This is a genomic window from Bacillus sp. FSL K6-1033 (assembly GCF_038630765.1).
Lineage (GTDB): Bacteria > Bacillota > Bacilli > Bacillales > Bacillaceae > Bacillus > Bacillus altitudinis.
In genome coordinates, this window is the sequence record NZ_CP152041.1 from 3,396,289 (window position 1) to 3,415,748 (window position 19,460).

Here is a 19,460-nt window from a genome sequence, read left to right on the forward strand (position 1 = left end):
ATGCAAACTGAACAAAAGACGCAAGAACGGTATTTTCCTCAAGCGAAAAAATTAGAATGGGATAATGGCGTTATCCAATATTCCACTGTAAGAGGCGGTACGGAAGTGTTAATTTCATACGTCCCTCCCCGCACGATTATTGAACCTCACGAACATCCCGAAGCACAAATCGGTATTGTGTTAAAGGGCGAGCTTCAAATGACTGTCGGCCAATCGACTCAACTGCTCACCCCATTAGAATCAGCCTATATCGCACCACCGTTTGTCCCTCACGGCGCTTCAAATCTGACAGATGAAGAAGTGATCGCCATTGATATTAAGAGATTAAAGGATGACGAAGAATATACAGCTCCCCCCACTTATTTCTTAGACATTTTCAAAACACGGGATTTACTCCCTGGCATGGAAGTGACTTTTTTTGTGGAGGATTGGATGGAGCTGATGATTGCCAATATCCCTGGAAACGGTGGAGAAATGCCTTTTCATAAACATAGAAATGAACAAATCGGCATTTGCATCAGTGGAGGGTATGATATGACAATCGAAGGCTTTACAGAAAAGATGGAATTTGGCACCACCTATTTCTGTGATCCACGGGAAGATCATGGGGCCATCAACCCAAAGCCAGAAGCATCAAAGTCTATTAATCTCTTCTTCCCTCCTCGCTATAATCGCTTAAAACCAAAGGCATCTAAGGTGAAGAAATGAAGCTGGATGGAAAAGTTGTCCTCATTACAGGGGGTGCGTCGGGGATTGGGCTTGCTGCTGTCAAGCTCTTCCTCGAGCATGGAGCAAAAGTAGCTGTCGCTGACATCAATGAAAGCAGCGGCAACCAACTAATTGAATCATTGCCGCATGAGCACCTTGCATTTTTTAAAACAGATATTACGAAAGAGTCTGACTGTCACCAAACCGTTCAGAGCGTGCTGAGCCGATTCGGTGCCATTGATGTCCTCATTAACAATGCAGGCATCGAAATTGTCTCACCTATTCATGAGATGGCACTGGAGGATTGGCATCGTATTCTTCAGGTCAACCTGACCGGCGTCTTTCTCATGAGTAAGCATACATTGCCGCATATGCTTGAAAAGAAGAGTGGAAGTATTATCAATACCGGATCTGTCGGAGGTCTTGTGGGCTGGCCTGACATTCCGGCATACAATGCAACAAAAGGCGGTGTCATTCAGCTCACCAAATCAATGGCCATTGACTATGCCGCTCATCAAATCAGGGTGAATTGTATTGCCCCTGGCATCATTGATACACCATTAAACGAGAAGTCCTTTTTAGACAACCACACAGAAAGTCTCGAGATCGTCAAAAAGGAAAAGGCAAAGGTGAACCCTATGCTGCGGCTTGGAAAACCTGAAGAAATTGCTGGCGTGATGCTCTTTCTCGCCTCTGATCTATCCAGCTATATGACTGGAAGTGTCGTCACAGCAGACGGAGGTTACACCGCTAGATAAAAAGGAGTGCTTTCATTGAGTAAAAAAACTGTACTTGTCATTGCTGATCTAGGTGGGTGCCCGCCCCATATGTTTTATGAAAGCGTGGCGGCATCGTATCATATCGTTTCTTATATCCCGAGACCCTTTGCGATTACAAAGGGACATGCCGAGCTAATCGAAAAATACTCCATTGCCGTCATCAAAGACCGTGATTATTTTGATACACACCCTTCTTTTGAACACCCTGATTCTATTTACTGGGCACATGATGATTATCCAAAATCAGAAGAAGAAGTTGTGGAAGACTTCATTCGAGTGGCTTCCTTTTTCAAAGCAGATGCAATCACCACCAATAATGAATTATTCATTGCACCGATGGCAAAGGCCGCTGAACGTCTTGGTCTGCGAGGTGCCGGTGTCAAGGCAGCCGAAATGGCGCGTGATAAAAGCCAAATGAGGGCTGCATTCAACGCCTCTGGCGTCAAAGCGGTGAAAACTCAGCCTGTCACGACTTTATCTGATTTCCAAAAAGCCATTGAGTCTATCGGAACACCGCTCATTTTAAAGCCTACATATTTAGCCAGTTCTATTGGCGTCACCTTGTTTCATGAAAAGGCTGGAAGTGATGATCTGTTTTTACAAGTACAATCGTATTTGGAAACCATACCAGTCCCAGACGCTGTCACGTATGAAGCACCGTTTGTCGCTGAAACGTATTTAGAGGGTGCTTACGAAGATTGGTATGAAGATGAAGGATATGCTGATTATGTCAGTGTAGAAGGGCTGGTCGTAGAGGGCGAATATCTCCCTTTTGTCATACATGATAAAACCCCTCAAATCGGTTTTACAGAAACGGCTCATATCACTCCGACGATCTTAGACAATGAAGCAAAGCAAATCATCATTGAAGCAGCAAGAAAGGCAAATGAAGGACTAGGTCTTGAACATTGTGCAACCCATACAGAAATCAAACTCATGAAAAATCGAGAAACTGGACTGATCGAATCAGCGGCTCGATTCGCTGGCTGGAATATGATCCCGAATATTAAAAAGGTCTTTGGCGTCGATATGGCCAAGCTATTGATTGATGTATTAGTTGATGGTAAAAAGGCTGTACTGCCAAAACAGCTGCTTTCTGGACATACATTTTATGTAGCGGACTGCCACCTGTACCCTCAGCATTTTAAAGAGAGTGGGCTTATCCCACCTGAAGCCACACATATCACCATTGATCATGTGTCTATTCCAGAGGAGGCATTCGTTGGAGATACTGCGATTGTCAGTCAATCATTCCCTGCCAAAGGGACTATGGTGGATCTTGCTTTATTTGAAGCTTTTAATGGAATCGTATCTCTTGAATTAAAAGGATCATCCTCACAAGACGTTGCCGCGTCCATCCGCAACATTCAGACACAGGCAACGATTCAGTTAATGGATGAATTAGTGAAGGGATAGAAAGAGAGGCTGCTGTGGTGAAAATGTTAGCATCTAAAATGATTGAACGGCTGCCTGAACAGAAATTCGGCACCGTCTTTGAAAAAATTGCTCAAAAGACAAAAAACGGAGCAAACATCATGAATCTAGGTCAGGGAAACCCTGATCTACCAACTCCTGCCCATATCGTGAGTGCCCTACAGGAGTCAGCGGGTGTTTTGCCATTTCAACAATATGCCCCTTTTAGAGGCTTTGACTTTTTCAAACAAGCCATTGCAGATTTTTATAGATCGGAATTCGGTGCTGAGATTGATCCGCAGAAGGAAATTGCTCTTTTCACTGGCGGAAAAACGGGACTGTATGTCATGAGTCAGTGTCTTCTTGATCCAGGAGATATCGCACTCGTTCCCGATCCAGGATACCCTGAATATCATTCAGGCATTTTGATGGCGGACGCCAAGCCATACAGTATCAAACTTGAAGAGAAAAATGGTTATTTACCAGAGCTCTCCTCAATTGATCGTGACGTAGTCAAAAAAGCAAAAGTACTGTTCTTGAATTATCCGAATAACCCCACGGGTGCTGTCGCAAATGAGGCATTCTTTGAAGAGGCTGCTACCTTTGCGGCCGCTCACGAACTGTATGTTATTCATGATTTCGCCTATGGTTCATTACATTATGAACAAACACCCGTGAGCTTCATGAATACTCCTCTCGGGAAAAGTGTAGGAGTCGAATTATATTCTCTATCAAAGACTTTTAATATGGCAGGATGGAGAGTCGCCTTTGCTGTTGGAAATGAGGAGATCATCCAAGCCATCAACACCTTCCAAGACCACGTGTTTGTCAGTATGTATGGCGGATTTCAACATGCAGCGACTGCTGCCTTGCAAAGTGATGACCGTCATATTCAATCATTAAGGGCGGTATACCTTGAACGAATCAATTTCTTCATCCGGCAAGCGGCGAGAAAGCTTGGCTGGACAATCAAACGTCCACCCGGCGCCTTTTATTTATGGGCTCCGATTCCTAATGACTTTGAACATTCTCATGCCTTTGCTGACTATTTACTCGAACATGCCGATGTTGTCGTCACGCCTGGAGGAGTATTTGGAGCCAATGGGAGCCGTCATGTACGCATTTCAATGGTTGCCCCGATTGAAGAGCTTGCTCTCTTTATCGACCGTCTGTCCATCCTCCCCATTCAATTTCATCAAAAAACCCGCCTATAGCGGGTTTTTTTCAGTTTATATACTTTTCATCGTTCCACCGTCTACGGAGATTTGTTGCCCTGTGATATAAGAAGCTTCCTCTGATGCCATAAAAGCTGCCAATGACGCCATCTCACTCGCTGAGCCTACTCTTTGCATTGGGATGCCTGATGCGACAGCTTGTACAGCCTGCTCTCGTGACACTCCCTGCTTCGTCATCATATTGCCGATAAATTGTTCATACCGATCGGTTGCAATAAAACCAGGATTTAAACAATTCACCGTAATACTAGACGACGCAAGCTGTGTGGCTGCATTTTTACTGGCATTAATAATCGCTGCATTCATCATACTATTCGTAAACATTTGTTCACCAGGTTCCTTCCACAGGTTCCCGACAATTTGAATGATCCGTCCATATTCATGTCTTTTCATCAATGCTACTGCACGCTTCATTGTATCTACGTAGGCGATGGCTTTTTGGGAGAAAGCAGCCAGCATCTGGTCAGTTTCACATGAATCAAATGTATCTGGTTTTCCTCCAGGAATGTTATTGATCAGCACATCGAGTCTGCCAAACTCCTTTTCTATTTCTTCAAAGGCTTCCGACCTCACCGCTTCAAGCGACATATCTCCACAGAATAGAGACAGCGGTTCCTTTGTTTCTATCATATCTTGAATGTGCTGTTTCGTCTGTTCAAGTGAGGCCATATTTCTAGAGTTGATGATCACCTTCATATCGCTCTGGGCGGCAAGTTTTATTGCGATTGCCTTTCCAATGCCTGTACTTGCCCCTGTTACAAATGCAATTCTTTTAGACAAACTCATCCACATCCCTTTTCATCAATATACATAAAATGACACATACAGAATGTATTTCAACAAAAAAAGACCTTTCTCCTGCGAAAGGCCTCTCTTCTCTATTTAAATGTCGTTTCCCAATTAAATCCGATTCCCTCATCATTCCACGCAATTCTCTTCTCATCTGGTTTTTTTGGGTCGTACGATTCTGTTGTAAAATACACAATCTGCAGCGGCGTCTCCCCTAATACGCGGTAGCCATGGGCAACTCCCTTTGGGATGAGGAGCAGCATCGGATTATCTTCTCCCATATAATACACATCGGTTTGACCCTTTGTCGGGGAATCTTCTCTCAAATCGTATAAAACGACCTGTGCATGACCTGCTGGGAAAAACCAAACATCGTCTTGTTTTTCATGATAATGAAAGGCTTTGATCACTCCTGGGAAACTTTTCGACCACGACGCCTGCCCAAATCGCTTCAGCATCGGTTCGTCATCTCGAATAAGCTCTGCGAAAAAGCCGCGATCATCACAATGTTTCATGAGTTTTTTCGTTTGTACACCATCAATCATGCTGCTCGAATCTCCCTTCTTTCTGCAAGTATTCGTGAAGTGCATCCTTCCAATGTCTTGGCTTCCAGCCTGTCGCTTCAATCGCTTGCAGGTCTAAAACAGAGTAGGCGGGCCGAGGTGTTTGGAAACCATACTCTTCAGTGGAAATGGGCTCAATTATCGTAGACAGACCACTTGCTGCCACAATTTCTGCCGCAAAGTCAAACCATGAACAGCTTGCTCGGTTACTGACATGATAAATACCTGCTTTCTGGTCAAATAAGTGAATCAAAGCTTCTGCGGTATCCTTTGTATAAGTAGGAGACCCTAACTGATCATTGACGATGCGCAAATGATCCTTCGTTTCAGCCAGCCGAAGAATGGTATTCACAAAGTTATGTCCCTCATGTCCATAAAGCCACGATGTCCGAATGATCTTCACTTCATCTGACACAAGATGAATCAATTCTTCTCCAAGTTTTTTACTCTTTCCATAAATGGTTTGCGGATCTGCTTGTGCATCAACTTGGTAAGGGGTATCCGCTTGCCCATCAAACACATAATCTGTGCTGACATGTAATACATCAGCCCCTACGTTTTTAGCTTCAAGCGCTGTATAGTAGGCGCCAATCCCATTCACAAGATAGGCTTTTTCCGTTTCTGTTTCGCATTGATCCACAGACGTATAAGCAGCCGCACTGACAACAATATCCGGACGGAAATGTCTCATTGCATGTCTGACTGCCTGTTGATCTGTGATATTCAGCATACTCCTTGTTAAAGCAATGACTGTGATGTCTTTTTCTTTCAGCTGTTTCGTCAATTCTTTCCCTAATTGGCCGCCTGCACCGGTGATTAAAACTTTCATCGGTCACCCTTCTTCACTTTGATCATATTTGGCACGATACCAATCGATCGTTTTTTCGATACCTTTTTCGAATGAAGTTGCCTGCACCCAGCCAAGCTCTTCTTTTAGCTTACTGGCATCAATGGCATACCGCCTGTCATGCCCTTTCCGGTCTTGAATAAACGCGATTTGGTCATGAGAGATGCCTAGATGTGTGAGAATGGTTTTGGTTAAATCAAGATTTGTTTTCTCGTTGCCGCCGCCAATATTGTACACCTGACCGGCTGTTCCGTTTTCTACTACTTGCTTTACGGCTCTCGCATGATCCTCTACATACAGCCAATCCCGGATTTGCTGGCCGTCTCCGTAAATCGGAATCTTTTCACCATTGACCGCTTTTCTAATAATGGTTGGGATTAATTTTTCTTCATGCTGATAAGGTCCGTAGTTGTTGCTGCATCTTGTGATCATGGCGGGTAGTTGGTGGGTGTGGATATAAGATTTCACAAGCAAGTCTGAACTTGCCTTGCTTGCTGAATAAGGATTATTCGGTGAGAGTGGTGTTTGTTCTGTGAAAGCAGGATCATCCGGCTCTAAATCTCCATATACTTCATCTGTGGAAATATGAATGAGTTTTTTCGCCTTTCCCTTTAAAACAGCTTCAAGCATACGATAGGTACCAAGGACATTTGTTTGGATAAAGGGTTCTGCTGACTCAATACTGCGATCGACATGTGATTCTGCTGCGAAATGAATGATGGCATCATAGGCTTCATCAAATACTTGATCCAGTTCGTCTTGCAGCGTGATATCTCCTTGGACAAAACGGAAATGAGGCAGCTTTGATAAATATTCCATTTCCTCTGGATGACTGGCATATGTTAATTTATCAAATACGGTAAGCCGGACATCGGACTCTTGAAGCAGCAGCTTCACAAAATTCAGTCCAATAAACCCTGCTCCACCTGTAATTAAATAAGACTTCGTCATTCGTATCCCTCTTTTTCCTTCATCGTTTCAAACATTTTTGTAGATGCTTCGTGGAGAGATTCATGTGTTCCTGCATCAATCCACCACCCTTTTAACATATCATAGGTCAGCTGGCTATTTGAGATGTAGAGATTATTCACATCAGTAATCTCTAGTTCACCTCGATCTGACGGCGAGATTTCCTCGATATATTGAAAGACGTCTTGATCATAAAAATAGATGCCCGTGACGCAGTAAGATGACCTCGGGTGCTCTGGCTTTTCTTCTATTGATAAAATTCGGTGATGAGCAGGATCAATTTCTGCAATGCCAAATCGTTTTGGATCTGCCACCTCTTTCAATAAAACCTTGGCTCCGCTTTCTTGTTGCCTAAAGGCGTCGACAAAAGGGCGTAATGAATCTTCAAATACATTATCACCAAGCATCAACACAAATTTTTCCCCTTGAGCAAAGGGCTCTGCATAGGATAAACCATCGGAAATACCAGACGCTTCTGGCTGTACTTGATACACAATATTCATCCCAAGTTCACGATCATCTTCCAGTAACTTTTGAAACAACGGAATTTGTTCTTCCTGTGAAATCAGCATCACATCTACAATTCCTGCTTCTTTCAGTTTGAATAATGACCAATAAATCATCGGGTATGGACCAACCGGCAGCAAGTGTTTGTTGAAAATCTTCGTTAATGGTGCCAGCCGTGATCCCTTTCCTCCTGCTAAAATAACTCCCTTCACATCTACACATCCTTATGTTCTTTTTGGTGTGAATTCATGAGGTGTATAAGAATGTTTTTCACTCGTTCGATTCCTTTTCCATCAATGAGTGAACGTCCATTAAGATGAATGCTTCTGCGGAGAAAATAGCTGTCAGACAGTTTTTGAACAGCTTGCAACAGGTCTTTTTCTTCCACAAGGTCACCTAATCCAAGGTGAAAACAAGCGCCCTTTTGCGCAAACATGCTCGCTGTCACTGCTTGGTGGTCTACTTGCGATAGGACAATGCTGGGCACCCCGATACAAATTACCTCATATAACGTCATACCGCCTGCTACGATAGCCACATCAGCTTCTGATAAAAGAACCGGTAGTTGATCTGTATGTTGAATGAATTGGATATGTTCCGCCTCTACTTGCTCTTTGATGTGAGAGGCTTTTCCTGCGACCGCTAAAATGTCTAGGTGATTTGTTTGAAGAAGCGCCGATACAGCCTTTGATAACAGGCCGCACGGATCACTGCCGCCAAGGCTGATGACCACCTTTTTACATTCTTTCCGAACCTCATATGTGTCTTTGAATCGATTAATCTCGTGATCTAACAATAAATAGGGCGTTCCATGATAATAAGCCGTGCCATTAACCTGCTCGTGCTTCCCGTCCAGACCGCCATAAATGCCGTTTATGACCGTGTCCGCAAGCTGACAGGCTTCCTCTCTTTTTTCCTCAAATAAGACCAATCTCGCACTGCCACAGGAGTCTTTGATCGTTTGAAGAAACTGAAGATCACAATCAAGAACATCTATGACTAAAAGGTCAGGCTTTAGCTTTTTGATGTCTTGTTGGACCTGGAGAAGCGCATTCGACTCATGCACCATCTGAACGTGCCACTCTGGGTGCGAAAGCATTTCTACACAAATCTGATCATTTGTATAGAAATATAAGTTGTTCCCTTCCTGAAGCAGTTCTTTTGCCAAACGTTTCATTCTGACGACATGACCCATTCCTCTTAAAAAACCCCCATAAACAACAATCATGATTTTTTTGTTCATTCAGCATCCTTCTGTCTCACAGATTGATTCAAACGAACAATGTCTGGATGTTGTTCACAGATGGAAATGAGCTCAGCTGTCGGCACAGCAATAGAACCACCAGCTTTCTCTAATAAACAGGTAGCAAACTCATAATCTTCTTCTGTATCAATCGTGAATCGATAAGCAGGATATGCAAGTTCTTTGGGCGGTGTGAATAATTGAAGGTGAAATTGCTCGGGATGCTTTCTGATATACAGCGTGACATGCTCACGTTCTGAATAAGTGAGGGGAAATTTGTCGATTTCACATAAAATAGATGCCTCAATCATTTCCCCGGAAATACCGAGTGGTGTTCCGTTCGTATATGTGTAATCAGCCTTTTCCTGTCTATGTTTTTCAAGCATTTTCGACAAAAGCGAAGGATCTATAAATGGATTGTCTCCCGTTAAACGCACAACCGTTTTAGGTTCAAATTGGCGGACAATCTGCGCAAACCGCTCAAGCACATCTGCCTCACTGCCTCGAAACACCTTATAACCCTTTGACATACAGTATTGAGCCAAATAGTCATCCTCTGGCTCGACCGTTGTGGCAATCATAAGATTTTGCATTTTGTGATGGTAATCATCTGATTGCTTCACTCGCTCCACAATCAAATCAATCAGCGCCATTCCGCCGATCGGTTTCATCACTTTTTTGGGCAGTCTTGTTGATCCCATCCTAGCCTGAATGACAAAAAGTACATCATGCATCATCTCGAGACTCCTGCATGAGTACGTCTTTCCACGAAACACCTGTATGGGCTGGGATGTCTCTCACAGCCTTTGTGCCAAGTAAAATCGGCATATATCGCGGATGCAACCCCTGATTTTTTTGTCCAGGGCGCAGCACAGCTACATTTTCTGACGTGAGGGTCTCTCCCTTTGCAATGCCTTTGGTCGTAAAAATTCCTCGATACGCAAATTCTCGAATCTGCCCTTCAATGGCTGTTGTCGTTTTATAAGAACTGCCAAGAAGCTCCTCTGGTAATGAATGAACGTCTATTTCCGCTTGATTCCGCTGCTTTTCTGCTGCTCGAATGTGCTGAACCATTTCCTTTAATTCTTCAGGACTAAGAGCAAATGAATGATCCGCTCCGGGTAATGTTTTATCTATTGTAAAATGTTTTTCAATCATTGCTGCCCCGAGCTTCACAGCGGCTACTGGCGCTTCCGTCGGGTGTTCACTATGATCTGAAAAGCCAATGACTGCTTCAGGGAAAGCGGACCTTAAGGTTTGAATTACCCGCAGGTTCGTATATGCTCTAGGAGCTGGATACTTTGCCACACAATGCATGATGGCGACTTGCTTATTTTGCTGGCTCGTAATCGTTTCGTATGCTTCATGAACATCAGCAATGGTGGCCCCAGCTGTTGAAAAAATGATCGGCTTGTGAAAAGAAGCCGTATGACGCAAAAGAGGCAAATGGTTGATTTCATAGGATGCCAGTTTAAAAGCAGGCGGATTCGTTTGATTCAATAAATCAGCCGATTCTTCATCACACACGGTGCTTAAAAACATCAGTCCTTTTTCCTTACAACGTCTCAATAAGACAGGTAGCCATTCTGGCGGCAGCTCCATTTGTTCCACTAAAGAAAAAATAGACACTTCTTCTCCTTTGGCCGTTTCGTATAACCCCGGTTCCTTTTGATACATCCGATCCGCTTGAAACATTTGAAACTTCACCGCATCAGCCCCTGCTTCTTTTGCCACATCAATTAAAGCAAGTGCCTGATCCAGCTTTCCATCATGGTTAATGCCTGCCTCTGCAATGATAAAGACAGGCGCATCATCTCCTACTTTGCGATCTCCGATATAGAAATGCGCCATCTTACCTCTCTCCTTTTTTCGGCCACACATGGTAATACAAAAAGGCATTTGTTGTCCTAAACCCCATCTTTTCGTACAGCTGAATGGCTGTCGTATTATGAAGCTGTGTCCCCGCAGAAATGAAGTGATGCCCTCTGTGATGAGACACTTTCATCATCTCAATAAACAGCTTTTTTCCGATCCCTTTTCCTTGAACATCCGGTCTAATCGCAAAAAGCTCAAGCCCCATCTCATGCCCCTTTGTCATACCTTGAATCAAGCCAACCACTTCATCATTTACCTTGGCAACGAGGTTGATATCTGCGCGTCCGAATAGGTTGTTTCTCATCCACTCCTGATAAAAATGCTGAACAACACGCTGGTCTAAATATGGATCAAGGGCATAACGGCTTTTCACAAAAGCCTGATTACCTAGTAAGACCGCCTCATCGTAATCCTTTTCATCTGGCACACCCATCACCACATCTTGATCTGATGATGGCATCTCCATGAGGGCAGGCGGTGCCTCAAGCCTAGTGAGACCACCGACATAATACACATGGGATAGTTTTTGAACAATGCGGTTTTTTTCAAGATCAGCCGCCTCAAGACGTAAAAAGAAAAAATCACATTTTTCTGTTCTCATCCAATTGATGAATCTCTCCATCAATTCTTTAAAGAGCAGCGCTGATTCAGCTTTCACAAACTTCACATGAAAAATATGCTTGTCAAAAATGCCGCTCTCCCATTTGGACCATTCGTATAGCAGCACTGCTTTGAGCTTAGCACCGCTGACAAGAGCAAACTGCTTGAATCCTGCCATGCGTTCCGCTTCATGACCATATGTTTTGAGCCAAGCTGCCAGCACCTGATCGTCTATTGCATGAACGACTTTCATGAAGAGGCCTTCTTGTCTTTTAAAATTGACACGACTGCGGTGATGACATCCTGCACATCTTCATCTGTCATACTTGGATAGAGCGGGAGCGAAAGCGTTCGTTTGTAATAAGTGAGTGCCTCAGGGAAATCCTCTGGTGAATGGTTATAGGTCTCTTGATAATATGGATGCAAGTGAACGGGAATAAAATGAACACTCGTGCCGATTTTATATTCCTTTTGCAGCTGATCAATCATGTCATCGCGTGTGATCAGTGCTTCTTTTGGATCAACTTGCAGCACATATAAATGCCACGCATGTCTTCCCTCATCATGTACAGGCGGCAAGATGAGACCAGCTTCATGTTGAAATGCCTGATTGTATGTCTTCGCAATCTGTTCTCTACGTGTCTGCATCTCCTTCAACCGGCTTAGCTGAACGAGCCCTAACGATGCTTGCACGTCAAACATGTTCATTTTATAGCCCGGTTCCTCGACCTCGTAATACCATGTTCCCTTTTCTCCATAACGATTCCACGCTCCCTTACTCATCCCGTGAAGCGCCAGCCTTCTGATTCTAGCCGCAAGTGCATCATCATTTGTCGTCAGCATGCCACCTTCACCAGTCGCTATGTTTTTCGTTGCATAGAAGCTAAAAGCGGTCGCATCACCAATTGATCCAATCGGTTGATCATGATAGGTCGTATAGAGGGCATGAGCGGCATCCTCCAACACGAACAAATCATATTTTTTGGCAATCGTTAAAATTTGGTCCATATCACACGATTGACCAGCAAAATGTACAGGGACAACCGCTTTCGTATGTGGTGTAATGGCCGCTTCTAATTTTTTCGCATCTAGATTGAGTGTCGCCGGATCAATATCCACGAAAATAGGGGCTGCCCCCGTATGGATGATCGTATTGGCTGTTGCGCAGAACGTCAGAGGCGTTGTGATGACCTCATCACCAGCTCCAATGCCTCTCGCCTTTAACGCTAAAAATAGAGCAGCTGTGCATGAATTGACTGCTATTGCGTGCTTCGCTCCAGTCAGCTGCCTAAACTCTTCTTCAAACTGTCTAACTTTTGGTCCGGTGGACAACCAGCCGGACTTTAATGTTCCAATGACTTCATCAATTTCTTCCTGTTCAATAAAAGGCAGTGCATAAGGAAGAAATTGTGCTCTCTTTTGTCCCATATCGCTTGCACACCCCTATCTTCATCTCTGAAAATCCACGCCTGTTTTTGTTTTGAGCAGAGAAAGCAGAACATCGGTCGATTGTGCATGCGGATAATGCTCTTGAATGAAACGAGCACCTTGCTGTTTCGCCAGCTTCATTTCTTGTTCATCCGATAAAATACGGATCGCTTTCTCGGCCAACTCAATAGGGTTTTCCATGTGGCAGCTGCCAAGCGACTCGTAATAAGGGTATCTTCTGCCTTCTGTCATTTTTCCAATCAGTACACTCTTTTTAAAGAGCATTGCTTCCAGACCAACTGTTGATGTGAGCGTTATGACCATATCCATATACGGCAGGAGGTCATACAAGTCGATCTCTTTTTTAATTAATCTCACATGGTTCCCCGCACGTTCAATCGCTGTGTAGTCATTTAATCGATTTCGAGCGATTTCCCACGGATGCGGCTTCATAATCAGCTGAATATCTTTCCGTTTTGCAATCGTTTTAAGAACATCACCGTAAAAGGCTTCTGAAAACGGCTGTGTTGCCACGAGCACAGTCTTTTTGGCAGGATTGAAGTTCAATTTACGAAAGACCATTTCCTGTTGAAGCGGTGTTCGCTCCTGCACCAAATCAAATCTCGGGTGACCTGTGATCTCCACCTGCTCAGGCTGACAGCCTTTGTCTACATACCAGTCCTTTTCATATTTTCCAAACACTCCGTGGCAGGTGGTGAAAATCGGCAAAAAGGCTTCGTCTCCCATGAGCGCACCGTGCTGAAGACAAATACTTGTGAGATGGCGCTTCACGGTTTGCAAGGCGAGCACACGGCTATATGCATCCTCCGTCGTACCAACCACGACAGCTGTGATCGGCTGCATCTCAAATAGCGTTTCTATTTGGTCAATCACATCAATAAATTGCACAATGTCCTTCCGAAGCTTTTCTCTAAAAAAGACATTGCCAAAGACAGGATGGTGGGCGTAAGGTTTCAATAGAGCATTTGCTTTTTCAATATATTCAACATGGGCTTCTTTATTAACCTCTCCGGCTAATTCCGGCTTGCTGATCACCGGTAATCCGAAATAATCAGCCTTCTTCCAGCGTGCGAGCACCACTGTTTGGTTCGGATGGAACCGCATGTAATTTTGTTCAGTAAAACGCAGGTGTTCAAAGTGAAGCAGCACCTTTCCATGACTCGGACGATAAGGGATATGCTTGATCTGCTGTTTATGCTGATCAAAAAATGGCTGAATGTCTTGCGGCTTTGGACAAGTCGTTGTCAGCTCTTCACCAAACGCCTCATCTTCCATACGTTCCCTCACTTCAGGGCTGATATATTGATAAAAATTACTGATTAATCCAAGGGGGATGTGGCGATAGGTTAAGTCTTTCATCAGATTCACATACTCAAAGTACACCTGCCAATAATGATGAATATAATGCGACACTTAAGGTCACCTCCCATGTCTTTGTTTTAATATATGACGGAGCTCCCTGCAGGTAGACTGCGGAGGAAGTGCTTGAATAAAATCGCTTTTCTCATCTTCTGCCAACTGATAATGAATAGACTGTTCTGTGATGTAGTTTGTATCCAATACCTCATCAAAAGGGTAGAACGGATAAAAGTGATTTAATCTAAAAAAGAACCGCGCATCCCCTATTCGATAAAAATGCGGACTCTCGTCCCAGTAGGATCCAAACTCAGCTCGAATCTTTGTTAAAATGGATGCACGATGTACAACTGAACAGTGATCAATAGCACAAGGTGCATTCCACTGCACCGTTTGCGCAGGTCGAATCGTTTCCTTTACTGGCTCTTTTTCGCTATTTAAATAGATAACTTTTGAACTAGAATAGACAATATGTTCATTTGGACGAGCATCTAAATAATTCGTGAGCTTCTCTAAACGGTCTGGTGCATAGACATTGTCATCTGTGGCATAGGAAATATACTCGCCCTTTGCCTGTTCTAATGCTTGATTAATGAGGACGGCATAGCGTGTTTTCGCCGTTCTTTCCTCCAGCGTTTTCACCCCGCTTTGGATAAAATGGATGCGTGGATCTTTACGGAAAGGCTCAATAGCAGCAAGGGTTTGTTCGTTTGATCCATCATCCATGATAAAAAGTTCAAAGTCTGACAAGGTCTGCTGCAGCACCGCTTCAATTGATCTGCCAACGTAGGCCGCTTTGTTGTAGCTCGTCATAATGACCGTTACTTTCGTCAATGTTTTCACCTCGGTCTCTTTTAAACTATGGTTATCATATGTGTCTCCTCTTAAAGAGACTGTAGAGTGACCTATTTTTTATAAAATTGGATTTTTTTCATGATCTATCTTTGAAAAACGTAAAAATTTTGGTAATATAAGTAATCATTTATGTGTATTAAAGGAGTAAAGAACATTGGAGTATATGAAGAGTGATCTCTCCCAAGAAGAGGAAGCAAAAGGTTTTTTTCGATTCTTTAAAATTTTTGTCGCGACAAAAACGATTATTCGCTCATATGAACATACCTCTATTCCCATGTGGCTGATGATACTCCTTGCAAGTATCGCTGGTACTAGCTGGATGTACGAAGGGTATTTTAGTGAGTATATGGGCAATCATATTCCATATCCTTTTATTCTGTTACACGGAGCAGGTTTTGGTATTTTAGTAGGCAATTTCCTTCTATTTTTCGGTTCATTCATTTTACAGTGGTTAGGGCGACTGTTTTTTGGCAGTAAAGCGCCGTATCGAGATGTGCTCAAAGCTTGCACACTGACGGTCATTTTTCCTTCCACCTTATTTGCTCTTACTTGGATTTTTACTGTGGGGTTGCTTGGTCCGTATACATTTGTGAAAATCTCACCCTATTTAGACCAGCACTATGAATTATGGTATTATCTCAGTGTTTTACCACTGGTTGATGCGTATACCAAGACATGGATATTTGGGATGGCTGTTTTAGGCCTTGTCGCTGTGATGAAGCTGAGAATATGGCAGGCCTTTATCATTGCCATCACACCGATCGCCTTATTTTTTCTCATCATGACCCTTCTCTATGACGTCCAGCGGGCTATGAATTGGTTGATGTAAACAGGCATTCCTTAGATTGTTGGAAACCTTTGCAGTCTAGGCAGTACGAATATGGGGTTTGTCTTCTTTTCAGCGTGATAGAAAACCTTTGCAGTCTAGGAAGGACGAGCATCGGCGCGGAGCGAATTTGACATTCGTGAGCACCGAAGCGCAGGACTGACACCGAATGCGAGGGTTTGTCTACACGCTGAGGAACTGCACAAAGCAGTTCCTTTTTTTCGTTCAATGTACATATTCTCTCTTCCTGTCTCATAGTGTGAAAGAGAAAAAGAATGCTATGGAAACAACAGGCGCTTTTCTGCCTTCTGTTTAGAACACCATGAGGAAAGAGGAGGAACGTTATGAAATTGAAAAATCAATTTGGGCAAGGTTCGGGTTTCGAAGGTCAAGATTTTCGCCAGCAACAATATGGAGCAAATCCGTATCCTGCGCAGCAGATGGGTTATTCAGTCCCTCCCCAAACGCAGGGTCAAATGCAAGGTCAAATGCAGCAGGGGTATTCGCCAATGCCGTCTACTGGTACTTCACAAGGAGGCCAAGGTGGGCAAAGTGGCGGGCAGCCCTATCAAATTCCTTCGGGACCGATTTATCAGCAGAACGTCACCGGTCAGCTGCCGCTTGAGCAGTCCTATATTGAAAATATTTTACGATTAAACCGCGGCAAAGTAGCCACGATCTATATGACGTTTGAGGCAAGTAAAGAATGGAACTCTAAGATTTTTAGAGGGGTCATTGAGGCCGCAGGACGTGATCACATTATCATTAGTGATAACAAAACTGGGACACGATACTTATTGTTAACAATCTACCTTGATTACATTACGTTTGATGGGGAAATTCAATATGACTACCCATACTCGATGTCTACGTATTCTCCGAGATAACCTCAAGGTCCTATCAGCAGCAAGGTGCAGACGCCCTTGCTTTTTTCTTTTGTCTAGGTTTTTGACACACCTTCGGGGGAAGGCTCATAAGATGCCTAGTAGTTTTTATTAAACGCCTAGAGGTGACATCAATGACTGTTGAGCTGGATTATACATCGCCGAATGTCAAATATTCATTTGATCTGAACCAAAGCCCCCTTGTGAAATATGACCAACACAACCTGATTAATGTTTTAGGAAAAAAACAATTAAATTCGCTCGATCAAGTATCTCTGCTGGATATATATTTGAGTAAAAGCAAAGTAGTAGAGCCTCATTATCATCAAAATGCTGCCGAGCTTGTTTATTGTATCGCCGGCTCTGCTGCTGTATCCATGTTGAACCCTTTTACAAAAAAGCTGTCCACCTACACCATTACCCCTGGGCAGGTAGTCAATGTGCCACAAGGCTGGTGGCATTATGAAGTCGCCTTACAGGACAAAACCCATTTGTTAGCCATTTTTAACGCATCGACGCCAGAAGTCATCTTAGGTTCAGACCTTCTAACCCTCACGCCTTCACACATCATGGCACATACTTATTGCATGAACGAAACGCAGTGGAAGCAGGCGACGCAGCCTGTGAAACCTGGTGTGTTTATCGGACCTTTCTGCCACCGGGAGGAAGAGACACAAACGCACCCTGTCCCCCCTTCCCACTATGTACCTTATTATCAAGCACCTCCGAACTATTCTCCTTATTGGAGTTAAGAAAAAAACCGATGCCCTTATGAGAGCATCGGTTTTTTATCTTATAAATTTTTTGCTGCTGCAATCACTAGCATGATCCAAGAAGCGATAAATGCCACTCCGCCAATTGGTGTAATGGCACCTAGAATCTTCACCTGAGTCAAGGCAAGCACATAAAGGCTTCCTGAGAAGAAAAGAATGCCTGCCAGCATCACCCAGCCAGCGGTCGGCACTAGAGAAACACCTGACAGCTTATCTGCCAGAAAGGCGACAATAAATAGGCCAATTGCATGGAACATCTGATATTGAACCCCTTTATTCCATATCTCAATATACTTTTCAGGAATTTTCCCTTCCAATCCATGTGCACCGAAGGCTCCAAGACCAACCGCAAGCATGGCGTTAATGGCACCTAATATGAAAAATAGTTTCATTCGTCATTCTCCTTATCTCATCAATTATGTTTATCATAGCGCGGGTCTTATCCAACATTCAACTTTCCTATGATGCTGACACGAGATTGTCGGATTTCTTCTTCTTTCGCAGTAGCACTTGATCGACCACAATCGCAATCAGTGTGCCAAGCACAAGACCATTGCTCAATAAAGAAATCAGCACAGGATGCATGCCTTTCAATGCCCCCTGCGGCACAAACATTGCGCCCACACCCGCTAAAACAGCGATGCCAAGCACAAATCGAATGCGCGGGATGTCTTCTTTTTCATACTGATCGAATTCAGACATAGCAATCCCAATCATAGAAGAGAACACCACAAAGTTCACAGCCAGCCCCACAGGAGAAGGCAATGCAGAGAAAAAGCTCATCAATAATGGAAATAAACTAATGAGGACAATGAGCAGACTGCCAATAAAAAATGGCTTTCTCGATGGAATTTTGGTTGTTTGTATAAAACCCGCTGCCCCTGAAATAGGGACAGGCGCAATCGCACCAATCAGTCCGCTTAGCAAATGACCAAATGCGGCGACAAAACCAGCCGGTCTGGCTCGTTTCCGCTCACGCAGTTCACCAAATGCCTTCACGGAACTTTCCACAATTCGAATACTTGCCAGCATATTCACAATGAGTAAGATCGTAATAAAAAAGGACGTGACAAGCAGTCCACTGTCAAAGACCGGCATGCCAAACGGAAACAGTTTTGGAAACTCAATGATCTGCTCAGGAATGCGAACTGGCTTCGCTAGTCCGAGTAAAGCAAATAACAGCCAGCCGCCTGCAAGTGCGAATAACACAGAAAACTGTCTTAAATAATGCCATTTTGAGCGGCTGATCATGAAGGTGATGACAATAATCAAGATCGATAGACAAAAGACAAGCCCATCTACCTGATTTCCCCGATAGCCGATCCCCATTAGCCCTTTCATGATTGGCTGACTTAACTGCACAACAAGTAGCAGCAAATAAATACCTGTGACAACCGGCGTAAATAAAGACGCAAGCCAATTAATGATTTTAAAGAGACTAAAAATAAAAAAGAACGCAGCACTAAAAATTAAAGCCCCTTGTAATGCTTGCAAGGTTTCAGGATATGTGGCAAAAATCGTCCCTGTCATGCCTGCATAAAGGGTATATACCCCCCACCACAGCCCTGCTGGACTTTCATTGATCGGCAGCATATGACCACATAAACACTGCACCATCGCCACAAGTCCAAGTGAAAAGAATGTACTCTGAATCAGTTCCGCCGACTGCACTTGATTTAATTCAAATGCTTGTGCAATCGCAATCGGCACAGCAATAGAAGCTGCGATAAAAAATGCCATCCACTGAATGGCGCCCAAAAATAGTTTCAACCCGATCACCTTCCCTTTG

21 protein-coding genes are annotated in these 19,460 nt (G+C 43.8%); 7 read left to right on the top strand and 14 right to left on the bottom strand.

The window, feature by feature from the left end:
- The 4 genes from MHH31_RS17460 to MHH31_RS17475 are packed head-to-tail and all read left to right on the top strand — an operon-like array spanning nucleotide 1 to nucleotide 4,114.
- Complete coding sequence (locus MHH31_RS17460; protein WP_017368257.1) at nucleotides 1–708, top strand: cupin domain-containing protein; 708 nt, start codon at nucleotides 1–3, stop codon at nucleotides 706–708.
- Nucleotides 705–1,466 (top strand): SDR family NAD(P)-dependent oxidoreductase, encoded by a 762-nt coding sequence (locus MHH31_RS17465; protein WP_008343608.1) that lies wholly within the window; start codon nucleotides 705–707, stop codon nucleotides 1,464–1,466. Before MHH31_RS17460 ends, MHH31_RS17465 begins: the two co-directional genes overlap by 4 nt.
- Before the next feature lie 15 nt (nucleotides 1,467–1,481).
- Nucleotides 1,482–2,903, top strand: a complete 1,422-nt coding sequence (locus MHH31_RS17470; protein ID WP_342495033.1) for an ATP-grasp domain-containing protein — start codon at nucleotides 1,482–1,484, stop codon at nucleotides 2,901–2,903.
- Between the two features lie 14 nt (nucleotides 2,904–2,917).
- The gene (locus MHH31_RS17475) at nucleotides 2,918–4,114 is read left to right on the top strand and encodes an aminotransferase class I/II-fold pyridoxal phosphate-dependent enzyme (RefSeq protein WP_342495034.1); all 1,197 of its coding nucleotides are present in this window, start codon (nucleotides 2,918–2,920) and stop codon (nucleotides 4,112–4,114) included.
- Nucleotides 4,115–4,129: 15 nt separating this feature from the next.
- On the opposite strand, the gene MHH31_RS17480 is transcribed toward MHH31_RS17475, so the two are convergent.
- The 12 genes from MHH31_RS17480 to MHH31_RS17535 form a co-directional block, all read right to left on the bottom strand.
- Nucleotides 4,130–4,921: an SDR family oxidoreductase gene (locus MHH31_RS17480; protein WP_342495035.1), complete on the bottom strand. Its 792-nt coding sequence runs from the start codon at nucleotides 4,919–4,921 to the stop codon at nucleotides 4,130–4,132.
- A gap of 92 nt (nucleotides 4,922–5,013) precedes the next feature.
- Nucleotides 5,014–5,469 (bottom strand): dTDP-4-dehydrorhamnose 3,5-epimerase family protein, encoded by a 456-nt coding sequence (locus MHH31_RS17485; RefSeq protein WP_301232149.1) that lies wholly within the window; start codon nucleotides 5,467–5,469, stop codon nucleotides 5,014–5,016.
- On the bottom strand, nucleotides 5,462–6,316 hold the full coding sequence (gene rfbD / locus MHH31_RS17490; protein WP_135009562.1) for a dTDP-4-dehydrorhamnose reductase: 855 nt from the start codon (nucleotides 6,314–6,316) through the stop codon (nucleotides 5,462–5,464). Before rfbD ends, MHH31_RS17485 begins: the two co-directional genes overlap by 8 nt.
- A gap of 3 nt (nucleotides 6,317–6,319) precedes the next feature.
- Nucleotides 6,320–7,285: a dTDP-glucose 4,6-dehydratase gene (gene rfbB, locus MHH31_RS17495; RefSeq protein WP_024719470.1), complete on the bottom strand. Its 966-nt coding sequence runs from the start codon at nucleotides 7,283–7,285 to the stop codon at nucleotides 6,320–6,322.
- Complete coding sequence (locus MHH31_RS17500; protein ID WP_178929765.1) at nucleotides 7,282–8,022, bottom strand: sugar phosphate nucleotidyltransferase; 741 nt, start codon at nucleotides 8,020–8,022, stop codon at nucleotides 7,282–7,284. Before MHH31_RS17500 ends, rfbB begins: the two co-directional genes overlap by 4 nt.
- Before the next feature lie 2 nt (nucleotides 8,023–8,024).
- Nucleotides 8,025–9,053, bottom strand: coding sequence for a glycosyltransferase (locus tag MHH31_RS17505; RefSeq protein WP_056704143.1), 1,029 nt, complete (start codon nucleotides 9,051–9,053; stop codon nucleotides 8,025–8,027).
- On the bottom strand, nucleotides 9,050–9,790 hold the full coding sequence (locus tag MHH31_RS17510; RefSeq protein ID WP_096882000.1) for a glycosyltransferase family protein: 741 nt from the start codon (nucleotides 9,788–9,790) through the stop codon (nucleotides 9,050–9,052). The genes MHH31_RS17505 and MHH31_RS17510 overlap by 4 nt, the downstream gene beginning before the upstream one ends.
- Nucleotides 9,780–10,904: an N-acetylneuraminate synthase family protein gene (locus tag MHH31_RS17515; protein WP_041507943.1), complete on the bottom strand. Its 1,125-nt coding sequence runs from the start codon at nucleotides 10,902–10,904 to the stop codon at nucleotides 9,780–9,782. Before MHH31_RS17515 ends, MHH31_RS17510 begins: the two co-directional genes overlap by 11 nt.
- Nucleotide 10,905: 1 nt before the next feature.
- Entirely contained in the window at nucleotides 10,906–11,781 is an 876-nt protein-coding gene (locus tag MHH31_RS17520) for a GNAT family N-acetyltransferase (protein WP_342495036.1), read from the bottom strand.
- Nucleotides 11,778–12,956 (bottom strand): DegT/DnrJ/EryC1/StrS family aminotransferase, encoded by a 1,179-nt coding sequence (locus MHH31_RS17525; RefSeq protein WP_342495037.1) that lies wholly within the window; start codon nucleotides 12,954–12,956, stop codon nucleotides 11,778–11,780. The genes MHH31_RS17520 and MHH31_RS17525 overlap by 4 nt, the downstream gene beginning before the upstream one ends.
- A 21-nt stretch (nucleotides 12,957–12,977) precedes the next feature.
- A complete protein-coding gene (locus MHH31_RS17530) occupies nucleotides 12,978–14,390 on the bottom strand; it encodes a CDP-glycerol glycerophosphotransferase family protein (RefSeq protein WP_342495038.1) in 1,413 nt (470 codons plus the stop codon).
- A 6-nt stretch (nucleotides 14,391–14,396) separates the two neighbouring features.
- Complete coding sequence (locus MHH31_RS17535) at nucleotides 14,397–15,167, bottom strand: glycosyltransferase family 2 protein (RefSeq protein ID WP_041508123.1); 771 nt, start codon at nucleotides 15,165–15,167, stop codon at nucleotides 14,397–14,399.
- Between the two features lie 175 nt (nucleotides 15,168–15,342).
- Here MHH31_RS17535 and MHH31_RS17540 point away from each other — a divergent pair, with 175 nt between their 5' ends.
- The 3 genes from MHH31_RS17540 to MHH31_RS17550 all read left to right on the top strand — a co-directional run bounded on the left by MHH31_RS17540 (nucleotide 15,343) and on the right by MHH31_RS17550 (nucleotide 17,650).
- The gene (locus MHH31_RS17540) at nucleotides 15,343–16,017 is read left to right on the top strand and encodes a YIP1 family protein (protein ID WP_024719479.1); all 675 of its coding nucleotides are present in this window, start codon (nucleotides 15,343–15,345) and stop codon (nucleotides 16,015–16,017) included.
- Nucleotides 16,018–16,358: 341 nt separating this feature from the next.
- Nucleotides 16,359–16,901: a spore coat protein GerQ gene (gene gerQ, locus MHH31_RS17545; RefSeq protein ID WP_007497781.1), complete on the top strand. Its 543-nt coding sequence runs from the start codon at nucleotides 16,359–16,361 to the stop codon at nucleotides 16,899–16,901.
- A gap of 131 nt (nucleotides 16,902–17,032) precedes the next feature.
- On the top strand, nucleotides 17,033–17,650 hold the full coding sequence (locus MHH31_RS17550) for a cupin domain-containing protein (RefSeq protein ID WP_335364607.1): 618 nt from the start codon (nucleotides 17,033–17,035) through the stop codon (nucleotides 17,648–17,650).
- A 41-nt stretch (nucleotides 17,651–17,691) separates the two neighbouring features.
- Here the strand turns inward: MHH31_RS17550 and MHH31_RS17555 are convergent, their stop codons facing one another.
- Both MHH31_RS17555 and MHH31_RS17560 read right to left on the bottom strand, forming a co-directional pair.
- Nucleotides 17,692–18,063: a DUF423 domain-containing protein gene (locus MHH31_RS17555; protein ID WP_003215282.1), complete on the bottom strand. Its 372-nt coding sequence runs from the start codon at nucleotides 18,061–18,063 to the stop codon at nucleotides 17,692–17,694.
- Between the two features lie 67 nt (nucleotides 18,064–18,130).
- Nucleotides 18,131–19,441 (bottom strand): purine/pyrimidine permease, encoded by a 1,311-nt coding sequence (locus MHH31_RS17560; protein WP_041507947.1) that lies wholly within the window; start codon nucleotides 19,439–19,441, stop codon nucleotides 18,131–18,133.
- Nucleotides 19,442–19,460 lie beyond the last annotated feature (19 nt).